This is a genomic window from Lysinibacillus pakistanensis, assembly GCF_030123245.1.
In the GTDB taxonomy this organism is placed as follows: Bacteria; Bacillota; Bacilli; order Bacillales_A; family Planococcaceae; genus Lysinibacillus; species Lysinibacillus pakistanensis.
In genome coordinates this window covers 4,848,698-4,874,852 of the sequence record NZ_CP126101.1, presented here as the reverse complement: position 1 = coordinate 4,874,852, position 26,155 = coordinate 4,848,698, and the positions used below count along the sequence as shown (strand labels likewise).

At 36.8% G+C, this 26,155-nt stretch carries 25 protein-coding genes and 2 other annotated features; of the genes, 19 read left to right on the top strand and 6 right to left on the bottom strand.

Annotation, left to right across the window (positions count from 1 at the left end; translation table 11 throughout):
- Positions 1–45 precede the first annotated feature (45 nt).
- Complete coding sequence (locus QNH24_RS24230) at positions 46–1,239, top strand: GTP-binding protein (RefSeq protein ID WP_283869913.1); 1,194 nt, start codon at positions 46–48, stop codon at positions 1,237–1,239.
- Positions 1,240–1,258: 19 nt separating this feature from the next.
- Here QNH24_RS24230 and QNH24_RS24225 read toward each other — a convergent pair whose 3' ends face one another.
- Both QNH24_RS24225 and QNH24_RS24220 read right to left on the bottom strand, forming a co-directional pair.
- Positions 1,259–1,801: an isoprenylcysteine carboxyl methyltransferase family protein gene (locus QNH24_RS24225; protein WP_283869912.1), complete on the bottom strand. Its 543-nt coding sequence runs from the start codon at positions 1,799–1,801 to the stop codon at positions 1,259–1,261.
- Position 1,802: 1 nt separating this feature from the next.
- Positions 1,803–2,885 carry a type III polyketide synthase gene (locus QNH24_RS24220; protein ID WP_283869911.1) on the bottom strand — a complete coding sequence of 361 codons (1,083 nt, stop codon included), beginning with the start codon at positions 2,883–2,885 and terminating at the stop codon, positions 1,803–1,805.
- Between the two features lie 392 nt (positions 2,886–3,277).
- On the opposite strand from QNH24_RS24220, the gene rsgA reads away from it, so the two are divergent.
- The 7 genes from rsgA to metG all read left to right on the top strand — a co-directional run bounded on the left by rsgA (position 3,278) and on the right by metG (position 9,576).
- Entirely contained in the window at positions 3,278–4,351 is a 1,074-nt protein-coding gene (gene rsgA / locus QNH24_RS24215; protein ID WP_283869910.1) for a ribosome small subunit-dependent GTPase A, read from the top strand.
- Between the two features lie 62 nt (positions 4,352–4,413).
- Positions 4,414–4,551, top strand: a complete 138-nt coding sequence (locus QNH24_RS24210) for a hypothetical protein (RefSeq protein ID WP_283869909.1) — start codon at positions 4,414–4,416, stop codon at positions 4,549–4,551.
- Positions 4,552–4,677: 126 nt separating this feature from the next.
- Entirely contained in the window at positions 4,678–5,100 is a 423-nt protein-coding gene (fosM, locus tag QNH24_RS24205) for a FosM family fosfomycin resistance protein (RefSeq protein WP_283869908.1), read from the top strand.
- 96 nt (positions 5,101–5,196) lie between these two features.
- Positions 5,197–5,730: a sigma-70 family RNA polymerase sigma factor gene (locus tag QNH24_RS24200; protein ID WP_283869907.1), complete on the top strand. Its 534-nt coding sequence runs from the start codon at positions 5,197–5,199 to the stop codon at positions 5,728–5,730.
- Positions 5,723–6,721 (top strand): DUF4179 domain-containing protein, encoded by a 999-nt coding sequence (locus tag QNH24_RS24195; RefSeq protein WP_283869906.1) that lies wholly within the window; start codon positions 5,723–5,725, stop codon positions 6,719–6,721. The genes QNH24_RS24200 and QNH24_RS24195 overlap by 8 nt, the downstream gene beginning before the upstream one ends.
- Positions 6,722–6,837: 116 nt before the next feature.
- Positions 6,838–7,485, top strand: coding sequence for an NIF family HAD-type phosphatase (locus QNH24_RS24190; RefSeq protein ID WP_283869905.1), 648 nt, complete (start codon positions 6,838–6,840; stop codon positions 7,483–7,485).
- 131 nt (positions 7,486–7,616) lie between these two features.
- Positions 7,617–7,872 (top strand) — a binding site (T-box leader).
- A gap of 66 nt (positions 7,873–7,938) precedes the next feature.
- Complete coding sequence (gene metG / locus QNH24_RS24185) at positions 7,939–9,576, top strand: methionine--tRNA ligase (RefSeq protein WP_283869904.1); 1,638 nt, start codon at positions 7,939–7,941, stop codon at positions 9,574–9,576.
- Between the two features lie 45 nt (positions 9,577–9,621).
- Here the strand turns inward: metG and QNH24_RS24180 are convergent, their stop codons facing one another.
- Positions 9,622–11,193, bottom strand: a complete 1,572-nt coding sequence (locus QNH24_RS24180; protein WP_283869903.1) for a 2-isopropylmalate synthase — start codon at positions 11,191–11,193, stop codon at positions 9,622–9,624.
- Between the two features lie 93 nt (positions 11,194–11,286).
- Positions 11,287–11,523 (bottom strand) — a binding site (T-box leader).
- A gap of 218 nt (positions 11,524–11,741) precedes the next feature.
- On the opposite strand from QNH24_RS24180, the gene QNH24_RS24175 reads away from it, so the two are divergent.
- Positions 11,742–12,329, top strand: coding sequence for an HD domain-containing protein (locus QNH24_RS24175; RefSeq protein ID WP_283869902.1), 588 nt, complete (start codon positions 11,742–11,744; stop codon positions 12,327–12,329).
- Between the two features lie 71 nt (positions 12,330–12,400).
- Here QNH24_RS24175 and QNH24_RS24170 read toward each other — a convergent pair whose 3' ends face one another.
- Positions 12,401–14,095 carry a methyl-accepting chemotaxis protein gene (locus QNH24_RS24170; RefSeq protein ID WP_283869901.1) on the bottom strand — a complete coding sequence of 565 codons (1,695 nt, stop codon included), beginning with the start codon at positions 14,093–14,095 and terminating at the stop codon, positions 12,401–12,403.
- Between the two features lie 313 nt (positions 14,096–14,408).
- Between QNH24_RS24170 and QNH24_RS24165 the strand changes: the two genes are divergently transcribed.
- From QNH24_RS24165 to QNH24_RS24145, 5 genes are all read left to right on the top strand, one after another.
- On the top strand, positions 14,409–14,903 hold the full coding sequence (locus QNH24_RS24165) for a DUF1648 domain-containing protein (protein ID WP_283869900.1): 495 nt from the start codon (positions 14,409–14,411) through the stop codon (positions 14,901–14,903).
- A gap of 382 nt (positions 14,904–15,285) precedes the next feature.
- A complete protein-coding gene (locus QNH24_RS24160) occupies positions 15,286–15,723 on the top strand; it encodes a DUF1801 domain-containing protein (protein ID WP_283869899.1) in 438 nt (145 codons plus the stop codon).
- Positions 15,720–16,097: a VOC family protein gene (locus QNH24_RS24155; protein WP_283869898.1), complete on the top strand. Its 378-nt coding sequence runs from the start codon at positions 15,720–15,722 to the stop codon at positions 16,095–16,097. The genes QNH24_RS24160 and QNH24_RS24155 overlap by 4 nt, the downstream gene beginning before the upstream one ends.
- A gap of 17 nt (positions 16,098–16,114) precedes the next feature.
- Entirely contained in the window at positions 16,115–16,573 is a 459-nt protein-coding gene (locus QNH24_RS24150) for a nucleoside deaminase (protein WP_054771050.1), read from the top strand.
- Positions 16,574–16,591: 18 nt separating this feature from the next.
- Positions 16,592–17,572, top strand: a complete 981-nt coding sequence (locus tag QNH24_RS24145; protein WP_283869897.1) for a GNAT family N-acetyltransferase — start codon at positions 16,592–16,594, stop codon at positions 17,570–17,572.
- A gap of 41 nt (positions 17,573–17,613) precedes the next feature.
- Here QNH24_RS24145 and QNH24_RS24140 read toward each other — a convergent pair whose 3' ends face one another.
- Entirely contained in the window at positions 17,614–18,051 is a 438-nt protein-coding gene (locus QNH24_RS24140; protein WP_054771049.1) for an Rrf2 family transcriptional regulator, read from the bottom strand.
- Positions 18,052–18,241: 190 nt separating this feature from the next.
- Between QNH24_RS24140 and hmpA the strand changes: the two genes are divergently transcribed.
- Positions 18,242–19,408: an NO-inducible flavohemoprotein gene (gene hmpA / locus QNH24_RS24135; RefSeq protein ID WP_283869896.1), complete on the top strand. Its 1,167-nt coding sequence runs from the start codon at positions 18,242–18,244 to the stop codon at positions 19,406–19,408.
- A gap of 64 nt (positions 19,409–19,472) precedes the next feature.
- On the opposite strand, the gene QNH24_RS24130 is transcribed toward hmpA, so the two are convergent.
- On the bottom strand, positions 19,473–20,306 hold the full coding sequence (locus QNH24_RS24130; RefSeq protein ID WP_283869895.1) for a MetQ/NlpA family ABC transporter substrate-binding protein: 834 nt from the start codon (positions 20,304–20,306) through the stop codon (positions 19,473–19,475).
- Positions 20,307–20,857: 551 nt separating this feature from the next.
- Here QNH24_RS24130 and QNH24_RS24125 point away from each other — a divergent pair.
- Genes QNH24_RS24125 through QNH24_RS24110 form a run of 4 tightly spaced genes read left to right on the top strand, consistent with a single transcriptional unit; the run spans position 20,858 to position 25,834 of the window.
- A complete protein-coding gene (locus QNH24_RS24125; protein WP_283869894.1) occupies positions 20,858–22,327 on the top strand; it encodes a 4-hydroxyphenylacetate 3-hydroxylase family protein in 1,470 nt (489 codons plus the stop codon).
- Positions 22,290–23,705 carry a 4-hydroxyphenylacetate 3-hydroxylase N-terminal domain-containing protein gene (locus QNH24_RS24120; RefSeq protein WP_283869893.1) on the top strand — a complete coding sequence of 472 codons (1,416 nt, stop codon included), beginning with the start codon at positions 22,290–22,292 and terminating at the stop codon, positions 23,703–23,705. Before QNH24_RS24125 ends, QNH24_RS24120 begins: the two co-directional genes overlap by 38 nt.
- A 16-nt stretch (positions 23,706–23,721) precedes the next feature.
- Positions 23,722–24,765, top strand: a complete 1,044-nt coding sequence (locus QNH24_RS24115; protein WP_283869892.1) for an LLM class flavin-dependent oxidoreductase — start codon at positions 23,722–23,724, stop codon at positions 24,763–24,765.
- 16 nt (positions 24,766–24,781) lie between these two features.
- Entirely contained in the window at positions 24,782–25,834 is a 1,053-nt protein-coding gene (locus QNH24_RS24110; RefSeq protein WP_283869891.1) for an LLM class flavin-dependent oxidoreductase, read from the top strand.
- Positions 25,835–26,155 lie beyond the last annotated feature (321 nt).

The following is a 26,155-nucleotide window of genomic DNA, read 5'->3' as shown; positions in this document are numbered from 1 at the left end:
TACAAATTATAAATAGTAATGATTACGATTTAAGGAGTTGTATAAATGACAAAAAAAATCCCTGTCACTGTTTTAAGTGGATATTTAGGTTCTGGAAAAACGACAATGATGAATCATGTATTGCAAAATGAAAAAAATATGCGAGTAGCTGTTATCGTGAATGATATGAGTGAAATCAATATTGATGCAGAATTAATCGCAAATGGAAGCGGTATTTCACGTACAGAGGAAAAATTTGTAGAGCTATCTAATGGATGTATATGCTGTACATTGCGTGAAGATTTATTGCAGGAGGTTGAGCGTCTCGCAAAGCTCGGCAATATTGATTATATTTTAATTGAATCTACAGGAATCAGTGAACCCATACCAGTCGCTCAAACTTTCAGCTATTTGGACGAGGAGCTAGGTATCGATTTAACGAAGTTTTGTCAGCTTGACACGATGGTGACTGTTGTGGATGCGAATCGATTCTGGCATGATTTTCAGTCAGGAGAAAGCCTTTTGGAGCGAAAGGAGGCAGTGGGTGAATTAGATGAACGAGATGTTGCGGACTTGCTCATTGATCAAATTGAGTTTTGTGATGTTCTTATTCTAAATAAATGTGATTTGGTATCAGAGATTGAGCTTGAAAGATTAGAGTGCATTTTACGTGCTTTACAGCCTGAAGCTAAGCTACTTCGAACAGTGAATGGTGTGATAGAGCCAGTAGAAATTCTCAATACAGGACGCTTTGATTTTGAGAGGGTATCAGCATCTGCTGGGTGGCTTAAGGAATTGGAGCTTGGTCATGAAAATCATACACCTGAGACAGAAGAATATGGCATTTCTTCTTTCACCTATAATCGTAGAAGACCTTTTCATCCAATGCGTTTTGTCGAGTGGTGTGATCGTATGCCAGAATCGATTGTACGAGCAAAGGGAATTATTTGGAGTGCTAGACATCAGGATGTAGCATTATTGCTGTCACAGGCGGGGTCATCAGCAAAGATAGAGCCAGTTTCCTACTGGGTAGCTGCTTTACCAAAGTTGCAGCAACAGGATGTATTCTCTCAAAGTCCTGAGGTTCTGAAGGATTGGGATGATGAGTTTGGAGATCGCATGACACAGCTTGTGATTATTGGGATCGATTTAGATCAAGAGGCGATTATTGCAGAGTTAGATGCTTGTTTATTAACAGTGGACGAGTATAATAAACCATGGAAAAATCTACAGGATCCCTTTAATTGGGAATGGCAATAAACAAAAAAGAAGATTTCGGTTAGGGCTCCGAAATCTTCTTATCAAAAACGTGATTATAATTTGTTGCATCCCTTAATGCTTTTTCTTCAATGGGAATGCGTACTGATAGCATAGTTACATTTAAAAGTGTAAAACAAAATGCTGTAAAATAGGCCTGAAACATAATAGGTAGTAGCAGAATCTCTAAGCAAACGATTGCGTAATTTGGATGACGCATAAATGTATAGGGCCCTTTGCGTACAACTTGAGCATCAGGGAGAATTAGAATTTTTGTGTTCCAAAAAGTACCTAGTGAACGAATACACCAAATACGTAATGCCTGCACAGCAATAAATAATAAGAAAAATAATGGGAATAAGGGCGATATATCACTATTATTAGTAACGACTTCTACTATTAAAAATAAGAAAAAACTGATGTGCATTGTAACCATATAGGGATAATGAGATGCACCGACTTCGTATGCACCTTGAGACAGCATCCATTTTTCATTGCGCTTGGCAATAAAAATCTCTGTCAATCTTTGTAGAATCACGATAATCAGTATAATATAGAAGATCATGCTACTCCCTCCATTTAAGTAATACAGCTTCAGCACAGAAGCCAGGGCCGAGAGCGACGAGCAAACCAGTATCCTCCACTTGTCCTTTATTTAACATAAATTGCTCTAATACATATAGCACCGTAGGAGATGACATATTTCCATGATTTTTTAATATTTCCCGAGAAATGTCGTTTTTTTGGGGTGCTAAATAAAGCGTATCTTCATAAGCCTTTAAAACCTTTTTACCGCCAGGATGTGCAATGAAGTGATGAAGCTGTTCAGTATATAATTCCTGCTCCATTAAAAATTGCTCAATGAATGGGCCAAGCCAATTAGTGATTATAGCGGGGATACTTTTTTGAAAAACAACATGTAGGCCATTGTTTTTAATATCCCAGCCCATTACATTCTCTGAATCTGGCATCCATTTGGAGCCGGTTGCTATGATAGCCGGTGTTGGCATTCTTGTCTCAATTTTCGCTTCCTCTCCACAGACAAGGATACATGCTACACCATCTGCAAAAAGAGAGGCACCGACTAAATTACTTTTTGAAAAGTCATTTGGCTGGAAGGTTAAACTGCAAAGCTCCACACAAACAACAAGAACTTTTGCTTCTGGATGGGCAAGACAAAAATCATAAGCTCTACTAATACCAGCAGCACCACCAGCACAGCCCAGTCCCCAAAGTGGTATACGTTTAACTTTGTCTGAAAACGGAAGTTGATTCATCACTCGTGCATCAATACTTGGTGTTGAAATGCCTGTACTACTTACGAAAATGATGGCATCAATGTCCTTTGGCGAAATGGGTATTTTTAAAAATTTCTCATTTTGTAAGCATGCTTGAATAACAGCCACACTGTATTGTGTTGCTAGCTTAATATATAAATCGTTGCGTTCTTCAAAGGAATGATCAATACGATGCCATTCTGGCGGTACACAAAAATGACGAGTTGCAATACCACCATTCTCAAATACTTTTAAATATCTTTCTAATTTTGGGATTTTTGTGTGAAAAAGTTCCTTCGTTAATTCCTCTGCGTTTGTTTGCCGTAATGTGTACGGTGGTTGGTATGTACTGATAGAAATGATTTTTGGCAATTCAACATCTCCTTTGTTAATAGTGGTTTGTTCATTGTATGCAAGGAGCAAGGGGATACATGCTTATTAGATTGTATTTGACATTTTCGGAAGATTTCGCTATATTAAAAACAAATAATTGGAAGTAGGTGATGTGACATGATGAATAGATCTATTTTTAGCGAACTGCAATTCGGTTTGTTCAATTTCACACGCCTAAAATATACAATTTGACTTAAGTTCATTAGTTCGATTTGTGTATTCTCTTAAACGTGCCTGTGAAACCTTGTAACTGCCGAATTGCGCAGATACAAGGTTTTTTTATCTTCATTCTGCGGATGTCATGGATTTTCAAAATCCGGAAGTAATTATGCCAAGGTGAAATTGATATGCACTTTTAGGAGGAAACTAAATTGAATTTAACAGCATTAGGTTTTAACACATATTTTGAAGAGCAAATGATTGAATATAAGAAGCAGACTAAGCTAGTGAATTGTGTACCCGCAAGAGTTACATTAGAGCATAAGCATTCATATCGTGTATTAGCAGAAGAAGGTGAGTGGCTAGCAACAGTTGCAGGGCATTTTGCCTATACCTCATTAGCACGCGAGGACTTTCCAGCAGTGGGCGATTGGGTACTAGTAGAAAAAATGCCTGGTGAAGAAAAGGCTATTATTCATCAACTATTTAAACGAAAATCAGTTTTTTCACGCAAGGTGGCGGGGCAGGAAATACAGGAACAGATTGTAGCATCCAATGTAGATATTGTGCTGCTTGTTATGAGCTTAAATGCAGATTTTAATATTCGACGTTTAGAGCGTTATTTAATAGCAGCTTGGGATTCAGGGGCAAAACCGATTATTGTACTAACAAAGGCTGATTTATGTGCTAATGTTTCAGATAAGGTAAGAGATGTTGAATCTGTAGCGTTTGGAGTAGATATTTTTGTAACAAGTGCCTATTCAGGTGAAGGGTTAATGGATATTCGTGCATTATTTACAGATGGTGTGACAGGAGCATTGCTTGGTTCTTCAGGTGCAGGAAAATCTACACTGACAAATATGCTGAGTGGCGAAGAGCTCATGAAAGTATCTGACATTCGTGATGATGATGCTAAAGGGCGCCATACGACAACACATCGCGAGTTAGTGGTACTACCTGAAGGTGGGTGTTTAATTGATACGCCAGGAATGCGTGAACTTCAATTATGGGATCAAGGAGATAGTCTTGCTTCTAGTTTTCAGGACATAGAACAGCTTTCAGCGGTTTGTCATTATCGAGATTGTACACATCAAAAGGAACCACATTGTGCTGTACAGCAGGCAATAGCAGATGGGGAGCTTGAGGAATCTCGACTTCAAAGCTACTTTAAATTGCAAAAGGAGCTGGCCTTTATAGAGCGCAAGACAAATACACAGGCAAGGCTTAATGAGCAACGAAAATGGAAGCAAATTGCGAAGGGATTAAAAAAGGGAAAAAAGAAATGAGTTTTGAGGAACACAGATAGTTTTTGAGGTATCTGTGTTCTGCTTTTTAGGAGGGAATAAGGTTGGGTAAGAAGAAATGGATTCGAGGGACAGTCATCATTACCATTATTGGTACAGTATTATTTGGACGTGCAAAAAAAGTCACTGCTGGCAAAACGCTTTTCGATTCAAAGGGTGCAAAGTATGTTTTCCGGTTATAGGTGCTGAAGCAGGTAAGGTGATAGCAAAGGCTTAGAAAGAAAACTGCATACAACTGATGAGGAGAGTATCGTACATATTTGCCATTGTGCAAAACTTTTTGTTAACCATGGAGGGGCGGTTAAGATATGACTATACAGGGTATTAATCACTTATTATTTTCTGTGTCGAATTTAGAACAATCAATCGCGTTCTATGAAACTATTTTCGATGCTAAGTTATTAGTTAAAGGAAAAAGCACTGCCTATTTTGATTTAAATGGGCTATGGCTTGCTCTGAATGTAGAAAAAGATATACCACGTCGGGAAATACATCAATCCTATACACATATAGCCTTCACTATTGATGAGGCTGATTTTGAAAAAATGTATGAAAAGCTTGTCAACAATCACGTGAATATTTTACAGGGAAGAGAACGAGATGTCAGAGACAAAAAGTCAATTTATTTCATAGATCCAGACGGTCATAAATTCGAATTTCATACAGGAACATTACAGGATCGGTTGAACTACTATAAGATGGAAAAGCTACATATGGAATTTTTTGATTAAATGGATGTCCTTCTGTAAGAAGAGGGCATCTATTTTTTTTGCAACGTTTTCCCTTCCTCAAACGACTTTAAAGTATAGCCAGAAGGAGGAGATTGGGTGGATATAGAAAAATTGGTTAAGAGCGCAAAAAGGGGGAATGATGAAGCATTTGAGCAGTTGCTTGCTTTCATGCGTGAGAAATTATATCGTACTGCCTACTCGTATGTTCGAAATGAGCAGGATGCGCTTGATATTTATCAAGAGTCTATTTATAAAGCCTATACAACATTGAAAACTTTAAAGAATCCAAATAGTTTTCCAGGGTGGATAATGAAGATTGTTGTTTATAAATCTATTGATTTTATTAGAAAAGATGCAAGAAAATTTACTTCCGGAGATGAGGCGTTTTTTGCAGAGATAGCTGGAAATCAAAGTATGGAAAATATCGCATATTCATTAGATGTAAAAGAGGCTATTGATACTTTAGATGCCAAATATAAAACAATTATGTCGCTACGCTTTTATCATGATTTCACTGTCAAAGAGATTGCAAAAATGCTGGGATGTCCCGAAGGAACAGTGAAATCCTATATTAACAGGGCTAAGAAAGAATTAAAACCAGTCTTAAGGGAGGGTTACTTGTATGAGTAAGGAAATTAATCGTATCGATATTCCACTTGATCAATTGATGATGAGAGAGCAGGCGGCAATAAGAGCAGCAAAAAGGAAGAAGCTGAAAAGTAGAATTTTAAAACCTCTCCTTGTTGCCTGTGGATTGTGTATAACACTACTAGGTTCGGGATTTTTCTCTCCCGCAATTGCGACTGCATTAGCCAATGTGCCTTATATAGGAATCATTTATGCTGAATTTGGGGATATTGCAGCTAAAAAGATTGAACAAGAACAATTGATGACAAAAATAGGTAAAGAGGATACGCACGGGGGCCTTACAATGTCTGTTAAAGAAGCGGTATATGATGGGAATAGATTACTAGTTACAGTCGCATATACAGGGCGGAATGGTGTTTCTTTAGAAGAAGAGGTTGTAGGAACTAATACGCTAACTATCAATGGGGAACCAATAGATGTTGCTATGGGTTCTACAGGTCAAGATGATATTGATAGGAACACAATTATTGAACATCATGAATTAACATTATCCAATACAGATATATATGGGGATAAAATTGAAGTTGCATTAGATGGCAGCAATTTATTTGGCTACAAAGGTAATTGGCATGTGGACTTTACACTTGAAAAATTAATGGAAGAAGTTATTAGCTACTATCCAAAAGTAAAATCTAGTACTAACGATGGTTTATATAAATTAAATGTTGCAAAGGTATCATTTACACCACTATTGACACGTATAGATGTCCTAGTAGATTATCCAAAAGAGTTAGATAGAAATGATCAATGGCCATTTTTTGAGTTTGAGGTTACAGATAGTGAAGGGAAGCTATACAATAGGGCGAATATGCAAATGGGGGCAACCAAGGATTATGGACATCATATTATTCTAGTGCTACCACCTATGGAGAAAATGCCAAAATCATTTACACTTAAACCTGGTAAGACGAATGAGCAAGGTTATTGGCAAGAAATAAAAGAATTAGAAATGATCGTACCCCTAGAGCCTTAAAAAAATGATCCTCCTTTAGTATTTAGGGAACTAGAGGGGGATTATATTTATGTATAATATTAAAGCGAAACAATAAAGAGGAGAAAACGTTCATAATAGTATAGGGGGGTGGCTTTATGACAAAAGCTATTATTTTTGATATGGATGGAACCTTATTTCAAACCAATCTAATTTTAGAGCCTGCACTTGCTGCGACGTTTGATGTGCTACGAGATAAGGGACTTTGGCAGGAGGATACACCAATCGAAGAATATCGAGAAATTATGGGAGTGCCACTACCTGTTGTTTGGGAAACACTATGTCCAATGCACTCTATAGCAATACGTGAAGAGAGCAATTCATTATTCCATGTTAAGTTGATTGAGCAAATACGGAATGGTAAGGGCGCATTATATCCAAATGCAGAGCAAACACTTGCTGCTTTGGCAGAGCACTATAAGCTATACATTGCCAGCAATGGACAGAAGGAGTACTTACAAGCAATAGTGGATACCTATCAATTGGAGCGTTTTATCAAAGGTACATACAGCATTCAGTCTATTGCAAGTGGTCATAAATCAGATTTAGTAAGAAAAGTGATTGTAGAAAATGGCATTCAACAAGGAGCCGTTATCGGTGATCGTTCTTCTGATATTCAGGCTGCCCATGATAATCAGCTTCTCTCAATCGGGGTACGTTTTGATTTCGCACAGGAAACAGAGCTACAAAGGGCGGATATTGTCATTGATGACCTAAAAGATTTATTACAAGTTCAATTGGCTTAAGCTTTAATTTTTTATCGCCCAATATTTTTATCTTATCGAGAAAAACATACGATTTACCGAAAGCTTTTAATCATTTATCGACAAAGATTGCATTTCAGGCGAAGAAAGCGTAAAATGGTGCCAACCTAATAGAAAAAGCGTTGAGAAGGAAAAGTAAATTGGATCAACATTTTATAGAGAGCCTCTGTTGGTGGAAATGAGGTAAATGAACCCTTTTGAAAATGACCTTTGAGCCTCGTACCGAAAGCATTAAGCAAGTAGATTACGACGAGATAGGCACTCGTTACAACAGCAACAGTATCTCTCATAGATAGACGTACTGATAGAGGCAAATAGTGTGAGCTATTTGTAAATATAGGTGGTAACACGGGTATACTCGTCCTAATCAGTTTTGATTAGGGCGATTTTTTTATCCATTTTTATCTTCATTCAGCAGCGAGGGGAGCAATTAGAATGACAATTGTTATTGGAGGCGCTTGGCCATATGCAAATGGTTCTTTGCATTTAGGGCATGTTGCTGCATTATTACCAGGTGATATTTTGGCTAGATATTACCGACAAAAGGGGGAAAGGGTTTTATATGTGTCAGGAAGTGATTGTAATGGCACACCAATCTCTATTCGCGCCGCACAAGAGAACACAACTACTGAGGCTATCGCTAATCATTATCATGAGGAATTTACTCGATGCTTTAATGATTTAGGATTTACCTATGATTTGTATACCCGTACAGATGCAAAGCATCATCATGACTCTGTACAGGCTATTTTTTTACAACTACTTGCGAATAATTTTTTATATAAAAAGAAAATTGAGCAGGCTTATTGTGAAACAGATAAACAGTTTTTGCCGGACCGGTTTGTAGAGGGAGTTTGTCCAAACTGTGGTGCAAAGGCACGTGGTGATCAGTGCGATAATTGTTCCACAATTTTAGATCCACTCGATTTAATCGATAAACGCTGTAAAATTTGCGGCAATGAGCCAATTATTAGAGAAACGGAGCATTTTTATTTTGCCTTTAGTCAATTTCAAGGAAGATTGGACACATATCTAGCACAAGCAAAGATCGAAAAACGCTGGCGTGATAATGCACTGGGATTAACAGAGCGCTACTTGGCAGAAGGAGTACCAGACCGTGCAGTAACGAGAGATTTACCAAATGGTATTGATGTTCCGATTCCAGGCTTTGAAGGTAAAAAAATATATGTATGGATTGAAGCGGTTGCAGGTTATTTAACTGCAAGCATCGAATGGGCAAAGCAGCATCAAATAGCTATTGAGGATTTATGGAATGAAGAGACAATTTCGTATTATGTACATGGTAAGGATAATATCCCATTCCATACCGTTATTTGGCCAGCCATTTTAATGGGAATAGGGGCAAAGGCATTACCAACACATATTGTATCGAACGAATATTTGACACTAGAAAAGCGAAAATTATCAACCAGTCAAAATTGGGCGGTATGGGTGCCATATATTTTAAGTCGATATGATGCAGACTCGATTCGTTATTTTTTAACAATGAATGCGCCAGAAAATCGTGATACAGATTTCTCCTGGCGAGAATTTATTTATAGCCATAATGGGGAGTTACTTGGGGCATATGGCAATTTTGTTAATCGTACATTGAAGTTTATTGAAAAATCCTTTGAGGGACAGGTGCCACAAGCTGAGATAGATGGTAACATGCGTAAGCACACGATTCAATTGTTTAATGTGGTGGAGAATCTTATTGAGGCTGGGCATTTCAAACAAGCTTTAGAGGCTATTTTCGAATATATTCGTGCAGCCAATCGCTATTTTGATGAGCAACAGCCATGGCTTCAGGTGAAAGAGAATGTAGAAGCAGGAAATCAAACACTGGCAACATGTGTCTATATGATTGCGAATCTTGGACAGCTACTACATCCATTTTTACCATTTTCGGCTGAAAAGGTAAGAAAAATGTTAGGCATAGATGAGCTAATGTGGCATGAGCAGGTAGAGCTTCCAGCATTCATTAGCGAAGTGGCACCATTGTTTGAACGTCTTGATGTTGAGCTAATAGAAGAAGAATTTCAAAAGCTAGTGAAGGATAGCAATAAATAATACAAAAGCAGTATGACAGAAATCTTGTCATACTGCTTTTAGCCATTAGTTCATCACTGGCGTTAATTTAGCTACAACAACACTGTTGATAGCATTAATGTATGCCAGTGCACTTGCTTTTAATATATCTGTATCTGCGGCTTTGGCAATATATTTTTCACCCTCGTGTTCGATTGTGATTTTTACTTTTCCAAGTGCCTCTTTCCCGCGAGATACACTGTTGATATTATATTCTACAAGCTTTACATCAATATTTGTAATTTCTGCAATAGCTGAATATAGAGCATCAATTGGACCTGAACCTACTGCGCTCGCTTTAAATACTTCGCCACCTTTACGAATCTTCACACTTGCAGAAGGGAAATTTGCATTGCTGACGACTTGTAAATCGTCAAAATCAAAGAATTGCTCGCTATAATGAGTGGCATTCGCATTGTTTGCATCATGTTTTTCATAGTAGCTCTCAACAATTACATATAAATCGTGATCATAGACTTCTTTCTTCGCATCCGCAAGCTTTAAGAAGCCTTCGAAGATTCCTTCAAATTCATCCGTGGAAAGATTAGAGAAACCAAGCTTCTCAAGGGCATTTTTCACCGCATGACGCCCAGAACGAGCTGTAAGGACTAATTCCATATCATCAAGACCCACATCTTCTGGATGGACAATTTCGTAAGCATCTCGAGATTTTAACAAGCCGTCTTGGTGAATACCAGATGAATGAGCAAAGGCATTGTCCCCAGTAATCGCTTTGTTCACTTGTACGTCTAAGCCCATAAAGCTGGAAACAAGACGAGATGTATTCATAATTTCTTTCGTGTTAATACGCGTTTCAGCATTGTAAACAGCGCTGCGTGTTTTTAGTGCCATAACAACTTCTTCTAATGCAGCATTACCAGCACGTTCACCGATACCATTAATTGTACATTCTACTTTATCTGCACCATTTTTAATGGCTGCAAGTGTATTAGCCGTTGCCATCCCAAGATCATTATGACAATGTACACTTAGTAAAACGCTGTCGTCTACGTTTTTCATACGGTCATTTAATTTATAAATCATTGCACCAAATTCTTCGGGCTCTGCAAAGCCAACTGTGTCTGGTACATTAATCATTGTTGCACCAGCCTTCATGACAGCCTCAATTGTTTTCCAAAGATACTCGAAATCTGAGCGAGAAGCGTCTTCTGTTGAATATTGAACTTGTGGTAGTAGGGTTTTTGCATATTTGACAGCATCCACACCAATTTGTAGAATTTGATCCTTAGATTTGCTGAATTTTTTCTCAACATGAATATCTGAAGTCCCAAGCACCATATGAATCATTGGGTTTTCGGCATATTTGACAGCATTATAAACAGCATCAATATCTGCCTGTACAGCACGAGCTAAAGCAGTGATCATAATGTCATTTGTATTTCCTACTTTTTGTGCAACAGCTTTTACTGCATCAAAATCCCCCTGTGATGAAGCAGGGAACCCAGCTTCGATAATATCTACGCCTAATTTTTTGAGCTGCTGTGCAATTTCTACTTTCTCATATAAATTCAATTTTGCACCTGGCACTTGCTCGCCATCACGTAAAGTCGTATCAAACACCCAAATTTTTCTTCCCATTTTCAAACACTCCTTTTGTTATTGTCTTTTTTATAAAGCTACACTTAGGCCAAAATCGTTAAATCAAAATAAAAAAACCCGTCTCTATTTAAAAATAGAGACGAGTTTATGCTCGCGGTACCACTCTAATTGACCTTCTCTTTACAGAAAAAGTCCTCTTATCGACAGCAATCACTGTCTATCCCAATAACGGAGGAAACCGACATCCCTTACTTAAGTTCAGGGAGTAGCTCATGGACGAGTTCAAAATGTGTGTCTACCGATTTTCACCAACCATCGGCTCTCTACAAGTACACAGGCACTTCTACTATTTCCAATCTTGGCCTACAATGTGTTGTTGAAAGCAATCATACTCGGATATTGTGAATCTGTCAATAATATTCTAAAAATTATTTTTTTTCTGTCTAAATTAATGTAGAATGATCCCTATTTTAGAATAAAGTGAAATGGTTTATTTTCATTATGAACAGCCATTTACGTGTGTAAATAAACATTCTAATATATGGTATAGAAATATAAGGATAAAGTTCAAATAGGGAGAGACATTAATGGATTTACAGAACACGTTAAAATTTTTGCATGTAGCAGAAGGATTAAAGCGAGAGCTACGTCATAGCTGGCTTTCAGATGGGAGGCAGGAAAGTGTAGCTGAGCATACATGGCGAGTAGCATTAATGGCAATGGCTATTGAGGAATACTTACCGCAAAAAGTTAATAGTGAACGTTTATTAAAAATGATTATTATTCATGATTTAGTGGAGGTGTATGCAACAGATATTCCAGCCTTTGATACGATGAATAATATAAAGGTAAAAGAGCAAAAGAGACAAAATGAAATGAAAGCAATTGAAAAAATTAGAAATTTACTAGGAAATGATACGGGGCAGCAATTTTATGATTTATGGTTCGAATTTGAGCATAAGAAAACGTATGAAGCAAAAGTAGCAAATGCTTTAGATAAACTTGAAGCGCAAATTCAGCACAATGAGGCTGCTATTGAAACGTGGTTACCGATTGAACATGAAATGGTATTTTTGCTAGGTAAACATACGGATTTTGATGATGTGCTAGGCGAGTTAAAAGGTATTATTGAAGCAGAAGGGATAGAAAAAATTCAGACGGATAATAAATTATAGAATCCGCTAGTTTTCTATGGGAAGTAGATATTACATTTCCAATGTAGAAAACGAGCAGATTCTTTTGTATTTTATTCTATTTTAAAGCGTGACACTTGAGTTTGTAATTCCTCAGCCATATTTGAAAGTGTAGCGGCAGAAGCGGCAACCTCTTCGATTGTGGCTAGCTGTTCTTCAGATGCAGAGGCTACATTTTGTAAGTTAGCGGAAGACATTTGTGCTATTGTTGCTATTTCATCGAAGGATGCATAAATTTGCTCAGCACTTGAAGACATTTCTTCTGAAACGGTCGTTGCTTCTTGAATTTGCTTGGAAACTTGTTCAATCAATTCAACAATTTTTGAAAAGCCTTCTTCAGCGACCTTTACAACTTGCATGCCAACTTGAACCTCTTGTGTACCAGTAGCCATAACAGAGACCGCACGATTTGTATCATGCTGAATTTCGGAAATAAGGCTAGCAATTTGTTCAGCGGATTGCTTAGATTCCTCCGCAAGTTTTTTTACTTCATCCGCAACAACAGCAAAGCCACGACCATTATCTCCTGCACGAGCCGCCTCAATTGCAGCATTTAGTGCTAGTAAATTTGTTTGCTCCGCAATATCTGTAATAAGACCGATAATATTACCTATTTCTACTGAGTGGTCCCCTAAATTTTTGACAACGCTTGCAGACTCTAAAACGGCTGTGTGAATTGTATCCATTTGTGTAATGACACGGAGTAATGAATCGTTTCCTTTGTTAGCCTCAGCATTCGTTTCCATGGCAAGTTCAGAAACAGCAGCTGTAGTTGTTGCCAATTGCTGAATGCCTCTTGTCATATTTTTCATAGCTTCAGAGCTTTCTGTAGCATTTTTACCTTGCGCCTCAGAGCCACTTGCAACCTCCTGTATAGAGGATGTAATCTGCTCTGTTGCTTGGATTGTTTGCTCAGCGCTTGCTGTTAATTCAGCTGCTGAGCCACTTACCTGTACAGTATTATGTCGAACATTAGTAATAAGGTCCTTTAAATTAAGAGCCATCTGATTGAAGGCAAGCGCTAAATCACCAACCTCATCACGATTCTTTATACGTATTTGCTCTGCCGTTAAATCACCCTCGGCAATTTTTTTAGCTGCTTTTGCCATTCCTTTAATAGGTCGGGAAATGAGACTACCCATGATAATGGCAATTATCAGACTAATGACAACAGCAAATACCCCAAGTATAATCATTTGAAATTTTATCGATTGAATTTCTTTAGTTGTCGCAGCAATTTTTCCATCTATATACTCTTTTTGATAATTAGCAAGGTTTTCTACGCGTTCATCGAATTTCTTAATAATTAGTCTTCCCTGTGTACTATCAAGCTTTTCGTACTGTTCGATTTCTCCAGCAGCCTTTAAGGAAAACATGCGATCAGAGAATTGTTGGACATCTTGCTCACTTTTATTGATTGCCTCTAATAATTCAATAGATTTTTTAGTATGGAAGGAAGCCATTAATTCATCTGATTTTTTTTTGAATTCTTCCCGTGATTCTTTGTTGCTTTTAAGATTTTTTTTATCTCCAAGTAATAAATACCCTCTTTGGCTTACAATTTCTTGCTTCGCAATCGCTCGAAGCTCCTGAATACTGATAGATCTAGTAGTTTGTTCTTCAAGTAACACACGATATGTTTGATTAACGGAATTAAGCTGTTTAATGTTTAACCCGATTGTGCCAACTAAAACTAAAATAACAATAAAAAAACCGAGTATTAATTTCTTGTAGATAGTAAATCGCATAGTTGAAGTTTCCTTTCTCAGTAATTTAGTATAAATGTTACAAAAAAATGAAATATGTATATATACCATTTATATCAGATTATATGAATTTTACAAAGTATTAAGAGTATTTTCACGTTAATTAATAAATATAATAAGGAGGTAAATTGCAGAGAAAATGATAAAAAATGTAGAAATAATACGCAACTTCCTTGGAGTACAAGCGGATAGTTAGTGATAGAACATAAACAAATACGACAATTCTCATAAATTTGAAACAAAATAAGCTGTAGTAACGTAGAATTAATAAAGAAATGACTAGGGATGTGAGAAGGTGTATAGACCAATTTTGAAATTACCAAAAACAAAGTTTGAAAAGCTATGGGACTATATTGGCTGTGGAATATTTATGCTATCCATCCTTTATATTTTTATCATGTGGGGCGAAATACCTGAAGAGGTTCCTGGACATTTTAACGGTGTAGGAGAGGTGGATCGTTGGGGCTCAAAAATAGAACTATTCATTCTTCCATTTATCGGAGTGTTTCTGTGGATATTATTAAGCCTACTTGAAAAGGCACCACATATGCATAATTACCCAGCACGTTTAAATGAAAATAATGTTAAGGCATTTTATTTAAATAGCCGTAAGACTTTAAATGAAATTAAAAATCTTTGTTTAATTATCTTTGCCGCTATATCATTTCAAATGGTTCGAATTGCTATAGGGGAGATAGAAACTATTGGCTGGTGGCTCCTTCCGATTGTGTTAATAGGAACAGCCATACCAATAATTAAGGGCATAGTAGCAACTTTTAAAATAAAATAGTACAAAATCTTATGGACTCAAACGCTCGTGGAATTATCCGAGCGTTTTTTTGTACGCAAATTTTATAAAATCATTTATACTATCAAAACCAATAAAAATTGTAAGAGATAAAAAAAGAGATGGAAGGTGCTGATGAACTTTTTAAAGCATAAGAAGGGCTTTTAAGTTTAGGGGTACACCATATAATTTGTACTATTTCTTTTGTCATTTCTAGTAATAAAATGGTATCGTATTTACAAAATATATTTCACTTATTTTTAAATTATCCAAAAAGGGTAATAAAGAAGTGTGATTCTAAATGATTCTTTATGAGATTTCTTAAATTAGCATTGGTTGAGAGTGACGGTTGTGTACAAAATAACTATTGGAAAGAAGGCTGAGAATGACACACACTTATATTGAGCAAGTCGATGAAAAATGGCGTGAAAGCTTTGCAAGGCTAGTAGATGTAGTGGAAGTAAATTTGCCTGAAGGCTTTGAACGTATAATGAAATATGACATGATTAGTTATGTTGTCCCATTATCAACGTATCCTAAGGGTTATCATGTTACACCGAATACACCACTTCCTTTTATTAGCCTTGCCGCACAAAAACGACATTTAGCTGTTTATCATATGGGCCTTTATACAGATAAGGTGTTATTGTCTTGGTTTCAGGAGGAGTATGCAAGGCGTGTACCAACAAAGCTCAATATGGGGAAGAGCTGTATTCGTTTTACAAATACAAAAAATATTCCGTATGATTTAATTGGAGAACTTGTATCGAACATGACACCGATGCAATGGATAACTAAATATGAGGGAGAGTTAGCGAAATGAAAAGTGCCACTACCTTTTTAATGTTTCAAGGACAAGCGAATGAAGCTATTCATCAATATCAACAATGGTTTCCAGATTTAGAAATCAAGAGCTTAACATATATGGAAAACTCGCAGCAGGTAGCGATGGCTATACTCGATTTAAAAAATCTGAAAATTATGGTCAATGATAGTGTTATACAGCATAATTTTACTTTTACACCATCCATCTCAATCTTTCTGGAGTGTGAGTCTGTGGAAGAAATTAACCATCTCGTGGCTCAAATGCTAGAGGACGGCAAGGCGTTAATGCCACTTGATAACTATGGCTTTTCTAAGCAATTTGCATGGATTGAGGACCGTTTCGGAGTATCTTGGCAGCTTACGTATAATTAATGTAAAGGAGAGTATAAATGAATAAGTGGATGCAACGAGCTATAGAACTCGCTCTAAGGAACATTGAACAAGGTGGACAACCGTTTGGAGCAGTATTAGTAAAGAATGAAGAAATAATAGGGGAAGGTGTCAATGAGCTACATCTTCACCCAGATAGTACTGGCCACGCAGAGCTATTAGCTGTTCGACGTGCACAGGAAAAGCTACAATCTATTGATTTAACAGGGACCGTTATGTATGCTAGTGGGGCACCTTGCCCAATGTGTTTTGGTGCAATGGCAATGGCAGGAGTAGATAAGGCATATTTTGCGAATTCTTTAGAAGAGGCTATTTCGGTTGGTTTAAGTCGATCTAGCGAGGTATATGCAGATTTATTAAAATTAGAAAATGAACGTTCGTTTAGAATGATTCATATGCCAGTAATGGATAATGAAAAAAATCCGATGCAAGTCTGGTATAAATGTAAAGATGAATGAACTAAAAGGAGAAAGAGAATGGCAGTAACTTTAGTGAAACATGATATTAAATATGCTGAAGCAATGCATGCATTGTCTTCGATGCCACAGGTGCGAGATGCACTAGGGTTGCCTGCTGGTAAAGTAGAGGACACAATAAATTTTATTAAACGGGAATGTGTGGATGAAGAGGCTGGAAAGACTGTTCCTCGGGTTGTCCTAAATGAAGAAGGTCAGCTCATTGGTGTGACAGCATTAATGTTTATCGACCACACGAAAAAAAGCTGTCACATTGGTTCTTGGCTTGGCTATGAGTTTTGGGGAAAAGGCTATAATATAGAAGCGAAAATAGCGATTTTAGATATTGCATTTTTTGAATTAGGACTTGAACGGGTTTTCGCAGGTGCGAGACAGGTCAATATTCGCTCTCAAAAAGCACAGGAGAAATTGCCATTTATTCGAATAGGCGTTGAAAAGGATTTTCCAGAGGAGCACAGATGGTTAGAGGTAAAGGAGAAGCAACCGTGTGTTTTAAATGTTTTTGAGCGTACAGATTTTGTCCGTTATCGAACAGCTTTAGTAAAAGTGGAAGGCTCACGTGAGAGCTATTTACCGCAATTATTATTAGCAGATGAAAGTGAAGAAGCTGTAAGGAAATACTTAAATGACGGCGACTTATATGAAATTAAATGTGGTGAACAATTAGCTGGTGTAGCATTACTTCTTGCGCAACCTGATAAGGCAGTGGAGTTGAAAAATATTGCGATTGTACCAAATTATCAGGGAAAGGGCCTTGGCAAGGAGGCATTACGACAAATAACAAGCATTTGTCACTCTCAAGGATATCAAACAATTTTAGTCGGTACTGCCAATTCAAGTATTGATAATATTGCTTTTTATCAGAAGGCAGGCTTTCGTATGGAAGCAATTGAAAAGGACTTTTTTAGTTCTTATCCAGAGCCTATCTATGAAAATGGCATACGTGCATTAGATATGATTTTCTTTTCCAAAAAATTATAGATATAAAGAAATACCCGTCCAACTTATGTTGAGCGGGTATTTTATTTACCAAGCAACAGTGCCATCAACTTTTCTTTCGAATGTAAAAAATCATCAAGAGTATAGCGATCTAAAACGGCTAAATAAGCTTGTAATGCTTCATTTAAGACACCCTTTAGCTGACATTCTGGTGCAATTTTACATAGATTATTTTCCTTATCAAAGCATTCCACTAGATGAAAATCCTCTTCTGTTTGTCGCACTATTGCACCAATTGTGATGGTTTTAGGATCAATTGCTAGCCGTATACCTCCACCTCGTCCACGAATGGTTTCAATGTAGCCAAGTAACCCGAGCTGATGGGTAACTTTCATTAAATGGTTTTTTGATATATTATAAGCATCCGAAATTTCCTGAATGGTTGATAATTCACCGTCTTCCTTCGCACCCAGGTAAATAAGTGTTCGAAGAGAGTAATCTGTGTATAAAGTTAGACGCATAAGAACACCCTACTTTCTGTAGTTCACAATAATTATAGCATTTTTACTTTGAAGTATATTAAATTCAATACTTTTTTTAAGATGTATTTAAAATACATTAATTATGTCTATTTTGTTAAAGATGTATTTTAGATATTGCTTTTAGAAAATGAAAGCGTTATATTGTAATCACGAAAGGATGGTATGCGATATGTTAAAACAAGAAACAGTTCAAATTATTAAAGCAACGGTTCCTGTATTAGAAGTTCATGGTGTTGAGATTACAAAGACGTTTTACAAAAATATGTTTCAAGCTCATCCGGAATTATTAAATATTTTTAATCACACAAACCAAGAAAAAGGTCGTCAGCAAACAGCTTTAGCCAACACTGTCTATGCTGCTGCTGTTCATATTGAGAATTTAGGGGCAATTTTGCCAGCAGTGATGTTAATTGCACATAAGCATCGTAGTTTAGGTATCTTACCTGAGCATTATCCAATTGTTGGAGAAAATCTATTAAAGGCTATTAAAGAAGTACTTGGTGATGCAGCAACAGATGATATTATTAATGCTTGGGCGGAAGCATATGGTGTCATTGCGGATATCTTCATTCAAGTAGAAGAAGAGCTATATCAAAAAGCTGAGGGTAATGGCGGATGGCGCTTATTTAAACCGTTGAAAGTGGCGAAAAAAGTAGTAGAAAGTGATCTTGTAACATCTATTTACTTTGAAAATGAAGATGGTTCCCCTCTACCAGCTTATGAGCCTGGTCAATATATCAGTATTCGTGTGAAAGTACCAGGTGAAGAATATTTAATGAACCGTCAATATACACTTTCACAAGCAAGTACTAAAGACGGCTACCGCATTTCGGTAAAACGCGAAAGCGATCATACGCCAAATGGTAAAGTATCTAACTTTATTCACGACGTATTAGAAGTCGGGGAATTAGTAGATGTAAGTGCTCCAGCAGGGCTGTTTGTCTTAGAAGAAACTTCTGCACCAATTACATTTGTAAGTGGTGGTATCGGTGTAACTCCATTAAACAGTATGCTGCAATCACTAAAAGATGATGCGGCAAATGAAGTGAGTTTTATCCAATGTGCACGCAATGAAAAAGTTGTAGCATTTAGCGATGACATTAAAGAGAAAGTAAATGTGCTTCCAAATGCAACATATACAGCTTTATATTCAGATGAAGATAAGAAAATCACAAAAGAATTATTAGCTGAAAAAGTAGCCAATAATGCTGATGTTTACGTATGTGGACCTGTTGGCTTTATGGAAGCAGTTATTAAAAATTTACATGAGATTGGCGTGAAAGACGAAAAAATTCATTATGAATTCTTTGGTCCAGCAATGCAATTAGTAAAATAAAATTTAAAATTGTGGTGACGTGCTCTTATTTAAAAGCACGTCATCTTTTTAATTTCATAAAGAATTAGTCTTTAAAATAATCTGGTCTGTGGAATCCTTCGTAGTTTTTATTGGATTCAATAAATTTCTGGAAATCTGCAGAATGATATGCCTCAATTAAATCCTTTACAAACTTTTTATCTTTATCCTTAGTACGAACTGCTAATAGGTTTTGATATTCGAAGGGTGGGTCCTCTAATGCTAAGTTCGATAATAGTTTTCTTCCAGATGACAAAATAAAGTTACCGTTTACAAGTGCAAAATCTACGTCAGACAGTGAACGTGGCAATTGTGCTTGCTCCATTTCAACAAATTCAATGGTGTATACGTATTTAGTGATATCTTGTTTACTCACTGCAATGGGTGAATAACCTTCTTTTAATTCAATCCATCCAAGATCGTCTAAGATTCGTAGGGCACGTGCAATATTAGCAGGATCATTAGGGATTGCTACTGTATATTCTTTATTTTTTTCTAAACTGTCGATAGAATCAAAACGATCTGAATAGATTCCCATTGGTGCAGTAGGAACTTTAAGTATTTCTGTCAAATCTAAATGCTTCTCTTTTTTAAAGTTTTCCAAATAGGCCGTGTGCTGAAAAATATTAGCATCAATCGAGCCATCTCCTAAAGCGATATTAGGCTGGATAATATTACTGAAATTAATTGTTTCGATTGTATATCCTTTTTCTTTTAGTATCGGTGCAATGCCATATTGAAATTGGTCGCTGTATGGACCAGGTGTAAAACCTATTTTAATTGTTTTATTTGATGTTTCTTGTGCAGTCCCGTTTGAATTACAAGCTGCTAATACTAATATCAATAGCATGGTACTTAAAAGGAAAAGAAGTTGTTTCATTATTTTGTCCTCCTAGAAAAGTAATGTTGACACTGACTACTAGATATAAGCAATAAAAAAACGCGTAAACGACAATTGTTTACACGCCTCCGGTGATTCCGGTCAGTAATTATTTTAATATCAATTGGATTAGTAGGATTATAGCAAACGCTTTTTTATAAATCAATAAGATTTTAACTTCTTTCGGTAAATGCCTTTTACATAGACAAAACACATTGCTGACGCTACGTTTTGCGCAAAAAACATTTGTTGGCCTAAAGTCTTCGGACGTAATTATGCAGATGCATAATTGATAAATGATTTTTAAAATATACTTGACTTATCGGTTTTATTTGGTTTAATATGTAAATTAATTTATATAATGTGGCGACTGAAAAAATCGGAGCTTTGGTTTTAGGACTAAAAGCTCCGATTTTGTTTTTTTATTGGCCATAAAAAATATTCATAGTGACCATAAAAGTGGAGCTCTCATTAATGTCTTAAGCGAAGATTTGCGAAGGAGATTTGGTGGGAGCTTTTTGTGTTCATGAAAAAGGAGATGGAGATAATAAATGTCTTTTAGTGGAAGTTTGAAAGATGGAAGAAGTGTGTGGCTGGACGGAGTAAAAGTGGACGTAACAACTCATCCAGCCTTTACGGGAACATTAGAAACTATCACGTATTTATTAGCACTTCTAGATGATGAGAGCAATCAAAGTATTGCTGGTTTTAAAAGTCCGAAAAGTAATCGATTTGTTCATAGTGCATTTTATATTCCACATAGCTATGAGGATTTAATAAAGCGTAAGAAAGCATTTGCTCTATGGTCGAATAAAACCTATGGAGTGATGAGCCGTTTATCAGATTATGCTAATTCTCTAATCACCGGATACTATTTGGATCGTCATCAGTTTGCGCAATATGATGCTGGGTTCGTTGAAAAAATAACGAAATATTATGAGTTAGCTAGAGACGAACGGCGAATTGTTACTACTGCAATTTTGGATCCACAAATTGATCGTTCGAAACCAGCAGAAGAGCAAGATGAAGATGCATTATTGCGTATTATACGGGAGACCGAGGAGGGGGTAGTTGTACGAGGGGCTAAAATGATTGCAACTGGTGCTCCTTATGCACATGATGTCATTGTCACCTCTCCGCAAAAATTATCACCAAATCAAATAGCACAAGCAAATATGTTTATTGTGCCATTAAACTTACCTGGACTACAAATCGTTTGTCGAGAATCATTTGCTTCAAATAATGAGCATCATAAATTAAGTTCAAGATTCGATGAAATGGACGCTGTTTTATTATTTGACGATGTTCTAATTCCGTGGGATAGGGTGCTTATTAAGGGTTCACCTGAGGGCGTATTGAAAGCTCATCGGCATCAGCAACTCGATGCGCTAGCACAGCATCAAACGGTGGTTCGTTTGCTATCAAAATTAGAATTTATTGCTGGAGTTACAACGGCAATAGCTCAATCAATTGGTGCAGATTACTTTCTACATGTTCAGGAGAAAATAGGAGAGCTTTATACACAAATTGATAGTATTGAAGCTTTATTAATTTCATCAGAAAAAGAAGGGCATCTAAATGAGCAGAATGTTTATTTACCTAATATTACTCCACTACAAACAGCAAGAAATTTAGGTACCCATTTCTATGGCCGTGCTCTAGATATTTTAAAGCAGATTGGTGCAGGAGGCTTTATTCAATTATCGTCAACTCCGATTTTAGAAAACCACGAATTATACCCATTATTTTCTAAATACTATAAAGGGGCTAAGGTAGATGCACGAACAAAAGAAAATTTATTTAGAATCGGGTGGGAACTTATTGGCAGTCCACTTGGCTCACGTCACGATTTATACGAACGGTTCTACACAGGAGATCCAATTCGGGTTTATGCATTGCAGTATGAAACTTATGATAAGTCCTATTTGAAAAATAAGTTAAATCATTTTTTGAATAATTTGATTGAAAGGGAGGTAAACGAAGATGAATACGCCAATTCCGTATTTGCAGAGGTTGAATAATGGGCGAACAGTTTGGTTAGATGGGGAGATTGTTAATGATTTAGAGAACCATAAGGCATTTAAGGGGACTGTTCAAACAATACAGCATTTATTAAATTTACAAACAGTGGAGCCAACAAAATCGATTTTAACGTATGAAACGGAAAAAGGTGCAAATGCCCATTTATCTTTTTTAGTTCCAACATCAATCAATGATTTGAAAAGGAAGAGTTTAGCTTATAAATGCTGGGTAGATGAAACATTTGGGGTGATGAGCCGTTTATCCGAATATTCTCGTTCGCAGTTAGTAGGTTGGTATGCAAGTAGACAACAATTAGATGTTTTGTCACCGGGCATTGCAACAAAGCTTGAAAAACTATACGAAGCGGCACGTGATTTAGATTTATTATCAACGGTAGCAGCACATGACCCGCAAAAAAACCGTTCAAAATCTGCAGAAGAGATAGAGCATGGGAAGTTGCGTGTAGTTACTAAAAATGAAGAAGGAATTTTTGTGAGCGGTGCCAAAACAATTGCTACAGCAGCGCCATATGTAGATGAACTGCTCATAACCTCTTATCATAAGCGAGGGTTAGACGAAGCACCAATGGCAAATATATTTTATGTTCCAAACTCAGCTCAAGGGCTACATATGGTGTGTCGAGAATCGTTTGCTTCTACTGATACAAGCAACCACCCTTTAAGCTCTCGTTTTGATGAAATGGATGCTGTCTTAATTTTTGATAATGTTCTAATCCCTTGGGAAAGGGTGCTGGTAGCAGAAGATCCTGAATTAGCTTGGAAGCTACGAATTGAAGCGGCATCATCCTTGTTAAGTCAGCATCAAACGGTTGTACGCCTGATTAGTAAATTAGAATCTGTAATAGCAATTGGCAACGAGTTAGCCGAAACAGCTGGAGCGACGGAGTTTTTACATGTTAAAGAGAAATTAAGTGAGTTAATCATACAGTTAGAAACTATAAAGGGTTTATTAAATGCGGCTGAATATGAAGGTGTCGAACACAATGGAATTTATCTACCTAAACAACGATTTTTAACGACTGCTCGAAATTTAGGTACACGTTATTATCCACGTGCTTTGGAAATATTACAGCAAATTGGAGCAAGTGGATTACTGCAAGTGCCATCTACTATTCAAGAATTCGATGGGCCAATAGGTGACAAGTTACAGGCGTATTATGGAGGTACACATACAAGTGCATTTGCAAGAACCAAGTTTATTAAACTAGCTTGGGATTTAATAGGTAGTCAGCTTGGAGCGCGTCACGAATTATATGAACGTTTTTATTCAGGTGATCCTGTTCGTACTTTTGCAGCGCAATATCAAAACTATAGTGAAAAGGATCGGCTGTTAAAGTTAGTTGAAGAATTTAATTAGGTAAGGAGAGAGTACTATGAAACCACATTTTTATTGGTTTGCTCCTACAAATGGAGATGGAAAGTATTTAGGGTTAAAGCAACCTGAAAGAGAGCCGACCTTTGAGTATTTAGTAGATGTAGCTCAAACGGCAGAAAAAGCAGGATTTGAAGGGATTTTGATTCCTACAGGTATTCCTTATTTAGATTCCTGGCTTGTAGGGTCTGCTATCATTCATAAGACAAAGTATATAAAACCTTTAATTGCATTTAGACCCGGCTTTGTTTCACCGACAGTTGCATCTAAAATGGCAGCAACTTTAGATCAATTTTCGAAGGGAAGAGTGTTGGTCAATGTTGTAACTGGAGGTTCAGAAAAAGAGCTAGCCCAAGACGGTGATTATTTATCACATCAACAACGCTATGAACGTACAGATGAATTTTTAACTGTAGTGAAAGAAACATGGCGAGGAGAATCGTTTCATCATGATGGCGAGTTTTTTAATGTAACTGAAGGAAAGTTGATTCCTACTCTCTATCAAGAAAAAGGTATTCCTATTTATTTTGGGGGTTCTTCCGATGTGGCTAAGGAAATAGCTGCTAAAGCTGCAGATGTTTATTTGCAATGGGGGGAGCCAATTGCGGGCATTCAGGAGCAAATTCAAGACGTTGAAAATCGAGCTAAAAAGTATAATCGTCAATTAGAGTACGGTATTCGAATTCATATAGTTGTACGGGATACAGAACAAGAGGCTTGGGATGCTGCTTATAACATTATTAGTAAAATTGAAAACCCTGTACAATCGAATCTTAATCGATATTATGAAACGGTAGATTCTGTGGCTCAAAAAAGAATGAACGTCCTTACTGCTGAAAACGAGCGATTTGATCAATACAGTTGGGCAGGTATCGGGAAAATTCGAAAAGGTGCAGGAACTGCCATTGTTGGTACACCAGAGCAAGTGAAAGCAGGATTGCAAGCGTATATTGATATCGGTGTAACGCACTTTATTTTATCGGGCTTCCCTCATAAAGAGGAAGCGGAAATTTTCGGTGAAAAGGTATTGCCATTATTTGAATAAATGGAGTGATCATTGAATGGAATTTGTTATTTGGGGCGCAAATTTAGCAGGTGGATTTTTACGTTCTAGGATAGAGCAAAATACAGAAGGAAGCTTTGAGTACAATAAAACATTGATAAGATTAGCTGAAAAGTTAGATATAAATGCTGTTTTATTTCCGATTCGATATATAGGGAATATTGGTGGTAATGGTAGTGCTGAAGAAGGACAGCTGGATGCCCTAACGATTGCGGCAGCGTTACTTGCTGAAACGAAAAATATTCACTTTATAGCAGCTGTTTTGCCTGGGTTCATCCATCCGGCAACTTTATCCAAAATAGGTTCAACGATAGACGTCATTTCAAATGGGAGATTTCATATTAATTTAGTGAGTGGCTGGTTTAAAAAAGAACAAGAAACCTTTGGTATTGAGTGGATCAACCACGAAGATCGCTATCGACGTTCAACAGAGTATTTAGAGGTATTGAAAGGTCTTTGGTCACAAGATAACTTTAGCTACGAGGGAGATTTCTATACAATAAAAAATGCGACGCTTACACCAAAACCAATTCAAAAGCCATATCCTCCAATTTATCAAGGCGGTAATTCAGAGGACGCTCAAGTTATGGCGGGTGCGCACAGTGATGTTTATTTTATGAACGGAGCTCCGATTGTAGAGTTGCAAAAACAGATTGAAAATGTAACTGAGATTGCAAAAAGAAAGGGTCGGACGATAAAATTTGCTGTTAATGCATTTGTGATTGCCCGTAAAACTTCTGAAGAAGCGTTCCAAGAATTTCAATCTATTATTGACAATGCCGATGAGGAAGCAATCCTGCAGTTCCAGAATCGCAAAGAAACGTTAGGAATGTGGAAAAATGCTACTCAGTTAAGTGATTTTGTAGCTAATAATGAAGGTTTTCGTACAGGGTTAATCGGTAGTTATGATGAAGTAGCTACTAAATTACAAGAATTAAGTTTCATTGGTATTGAAAAGGTGCTAATTACATTTAAAGAGCCGTTAAAGGAATTACCGGAATTTCATGAACATGTTATCACAAAACTGAATCACAGTATTTCTAACCTTTAAAACATTGTAATTCTATAGATTAAATACAAAATGAGGGGTGTTATAATTACAAAATTTATCGAAGAGATATATTAGTAAGAAAGTTGTATTTGATGCGTTTCATCCGGCATCCTTGAAGATTCATGCTGGCGATATTTATGGAATTATAGGATATAGAATGCAGGAAAATAGCAAAATAAATATACAGACCCTTGTAATAAGAGTGATTATCTGCATTTGTAGCAAGGGTTTTTGCATGCATAGATACGAAAAAATTGTTAGATTTTTCAAAGTTATGAAAAAAGTAATTGAATTCATAGTAAAATAAGTGGTAATATATCT

Bases quoted from the DNA above. Each gene is read 5' to 3' on its own strand.
- QNH24_RS24155 (WP_283869898.1), top strand. From the start codon at position 15,720: ATGAAAAGTGCCACTACCTTTTTAATGTTTCAAGGACAAGCGAATGAA.
- hmpA (WP_283869896.1), top strand. From the start codon at position 18,242: ATGTTAAAACAAGAAACAGTTCAAATTATTAAAGCAACGGTTCCTGTA.
- QNH24_RS24195 (WP_283869906.1), top strand. From the start codon at position 5,723: ATGAGTAAGGAAATTAATCGTATCGATATTCCACTTGATCAATTGATG.
- QNH24_RS24225 (WP_283869912.1), bottom strand. From the start codon at position 1,801: ATGATCTTCTATATTATACTGATTATCGTGATTCTACAAAGATTGACA.
- QNH24_RS24110 (WP_283869891.1), top strand. From the start codon at position 24,782: ATGGAATTTGTTATTTGGGGCGCAAATTTAGCAGGTGGATTTTTACGT.
- QNH24_RS24170 (WP_283869901.1), bottom strand. From the start codon at position 14,095: ATGCGATTTACTATCTACAAGAAATTAATACTCGGTTTTTTTATTGTT.
- QNH24_RS24160 (WP_283869899.1), top strand. From the start codon at position 15,286: ATGACACACACTTATATTGAGCAAGTCGATGAAAAATGGCGTGAAAGC.
- QNH24_RS24125 (WP_283869894.1), top strand. From the start codon at position 20,858: ATGTCTTTTAGTGGAAGTTTGAAAGATGGAAGAAGTGTGTGGCTGGAC.
- QNH24_RS24150 (WP_054771050.1), top strand. From the start codon at position 16,115: ATGAATAAGTGGATGCAACGAGCTATAGAACTCGCTCTAAGGAACATT.
- QNH24_RS24130 (WP_283869895.1), bottom strand. From the start codon at position 20,306: ATGAAACAACTTCTTTTCCTTTTAAGTACCATGCTATTGATATTAGTA.
- QNH24_RS24190 (WP_283869905.1), top strand. From the start codon at position 6,838: ATGACAAAAGCTATTATTTTTGATATGGATGGAACCTTATTTCAAACC.
- QNH24_RS24115 (WP_283869892.1), top strand. From the start codon at position 23,722: ATGAAACCACATTTTTATTGGTTTGCTCCTACAAATGGAGATGGAAAG.
- fosM (WP_283869908.1), top strand. From the start codon at position 4,678: ATGACTATACAGGGTATTAATCACTTATTATTTTCTGTGTCGAATTTA.
- QNH24_RS24175 (WP_283869902.1), top strand. From the start codon at position 11,742: ATGGATTTACAGAACACGTTAAAATTTTTGCATGTAGCAGAAGGATTA.
- QNH24_RS24230 (WP_283869913.1), top strand. From the start codon at position 46: ATGACAAAAAAAATCCCTGTCACTGTTTTAAGTGGATATTTAGGTTCT.
- QNH24_RS24140 (WP_054771049.1), bottom strand. From the start codon at position 18,051: ATGCGTCTAACTTTATACACAGATTACTCTCTTCGAACACTTATTTAC.
- metG (WP_283869904.1), top strand. From the start codon at position 7,939: ATGACAATTGTTATTGGAGGCGCTTGGCCATATGCAAATGGTTCTTTG.
- QNH24_RS24145 (WP_283869897.1), top strand. From the start codon at position 16,592: ATGGCAGTAACTTTAGTGAAACATGATATTAAATATGCTGAAGCAATG.
- QNH24_RS24120 (WP_283869893.1), top strand. From the start codon at position 22,290: ATGAATACGCCAATTCCGTATTTGCAGAGGTTGAATAATGGGCGAACA.
- QNH24_RS24180 (WP_283869903.1), bottom strand. From the start codon at position 11,193: ATGGGAAGAAAAATTTGGGTGTTTGATACGACTTTACGTGATGGCGAG.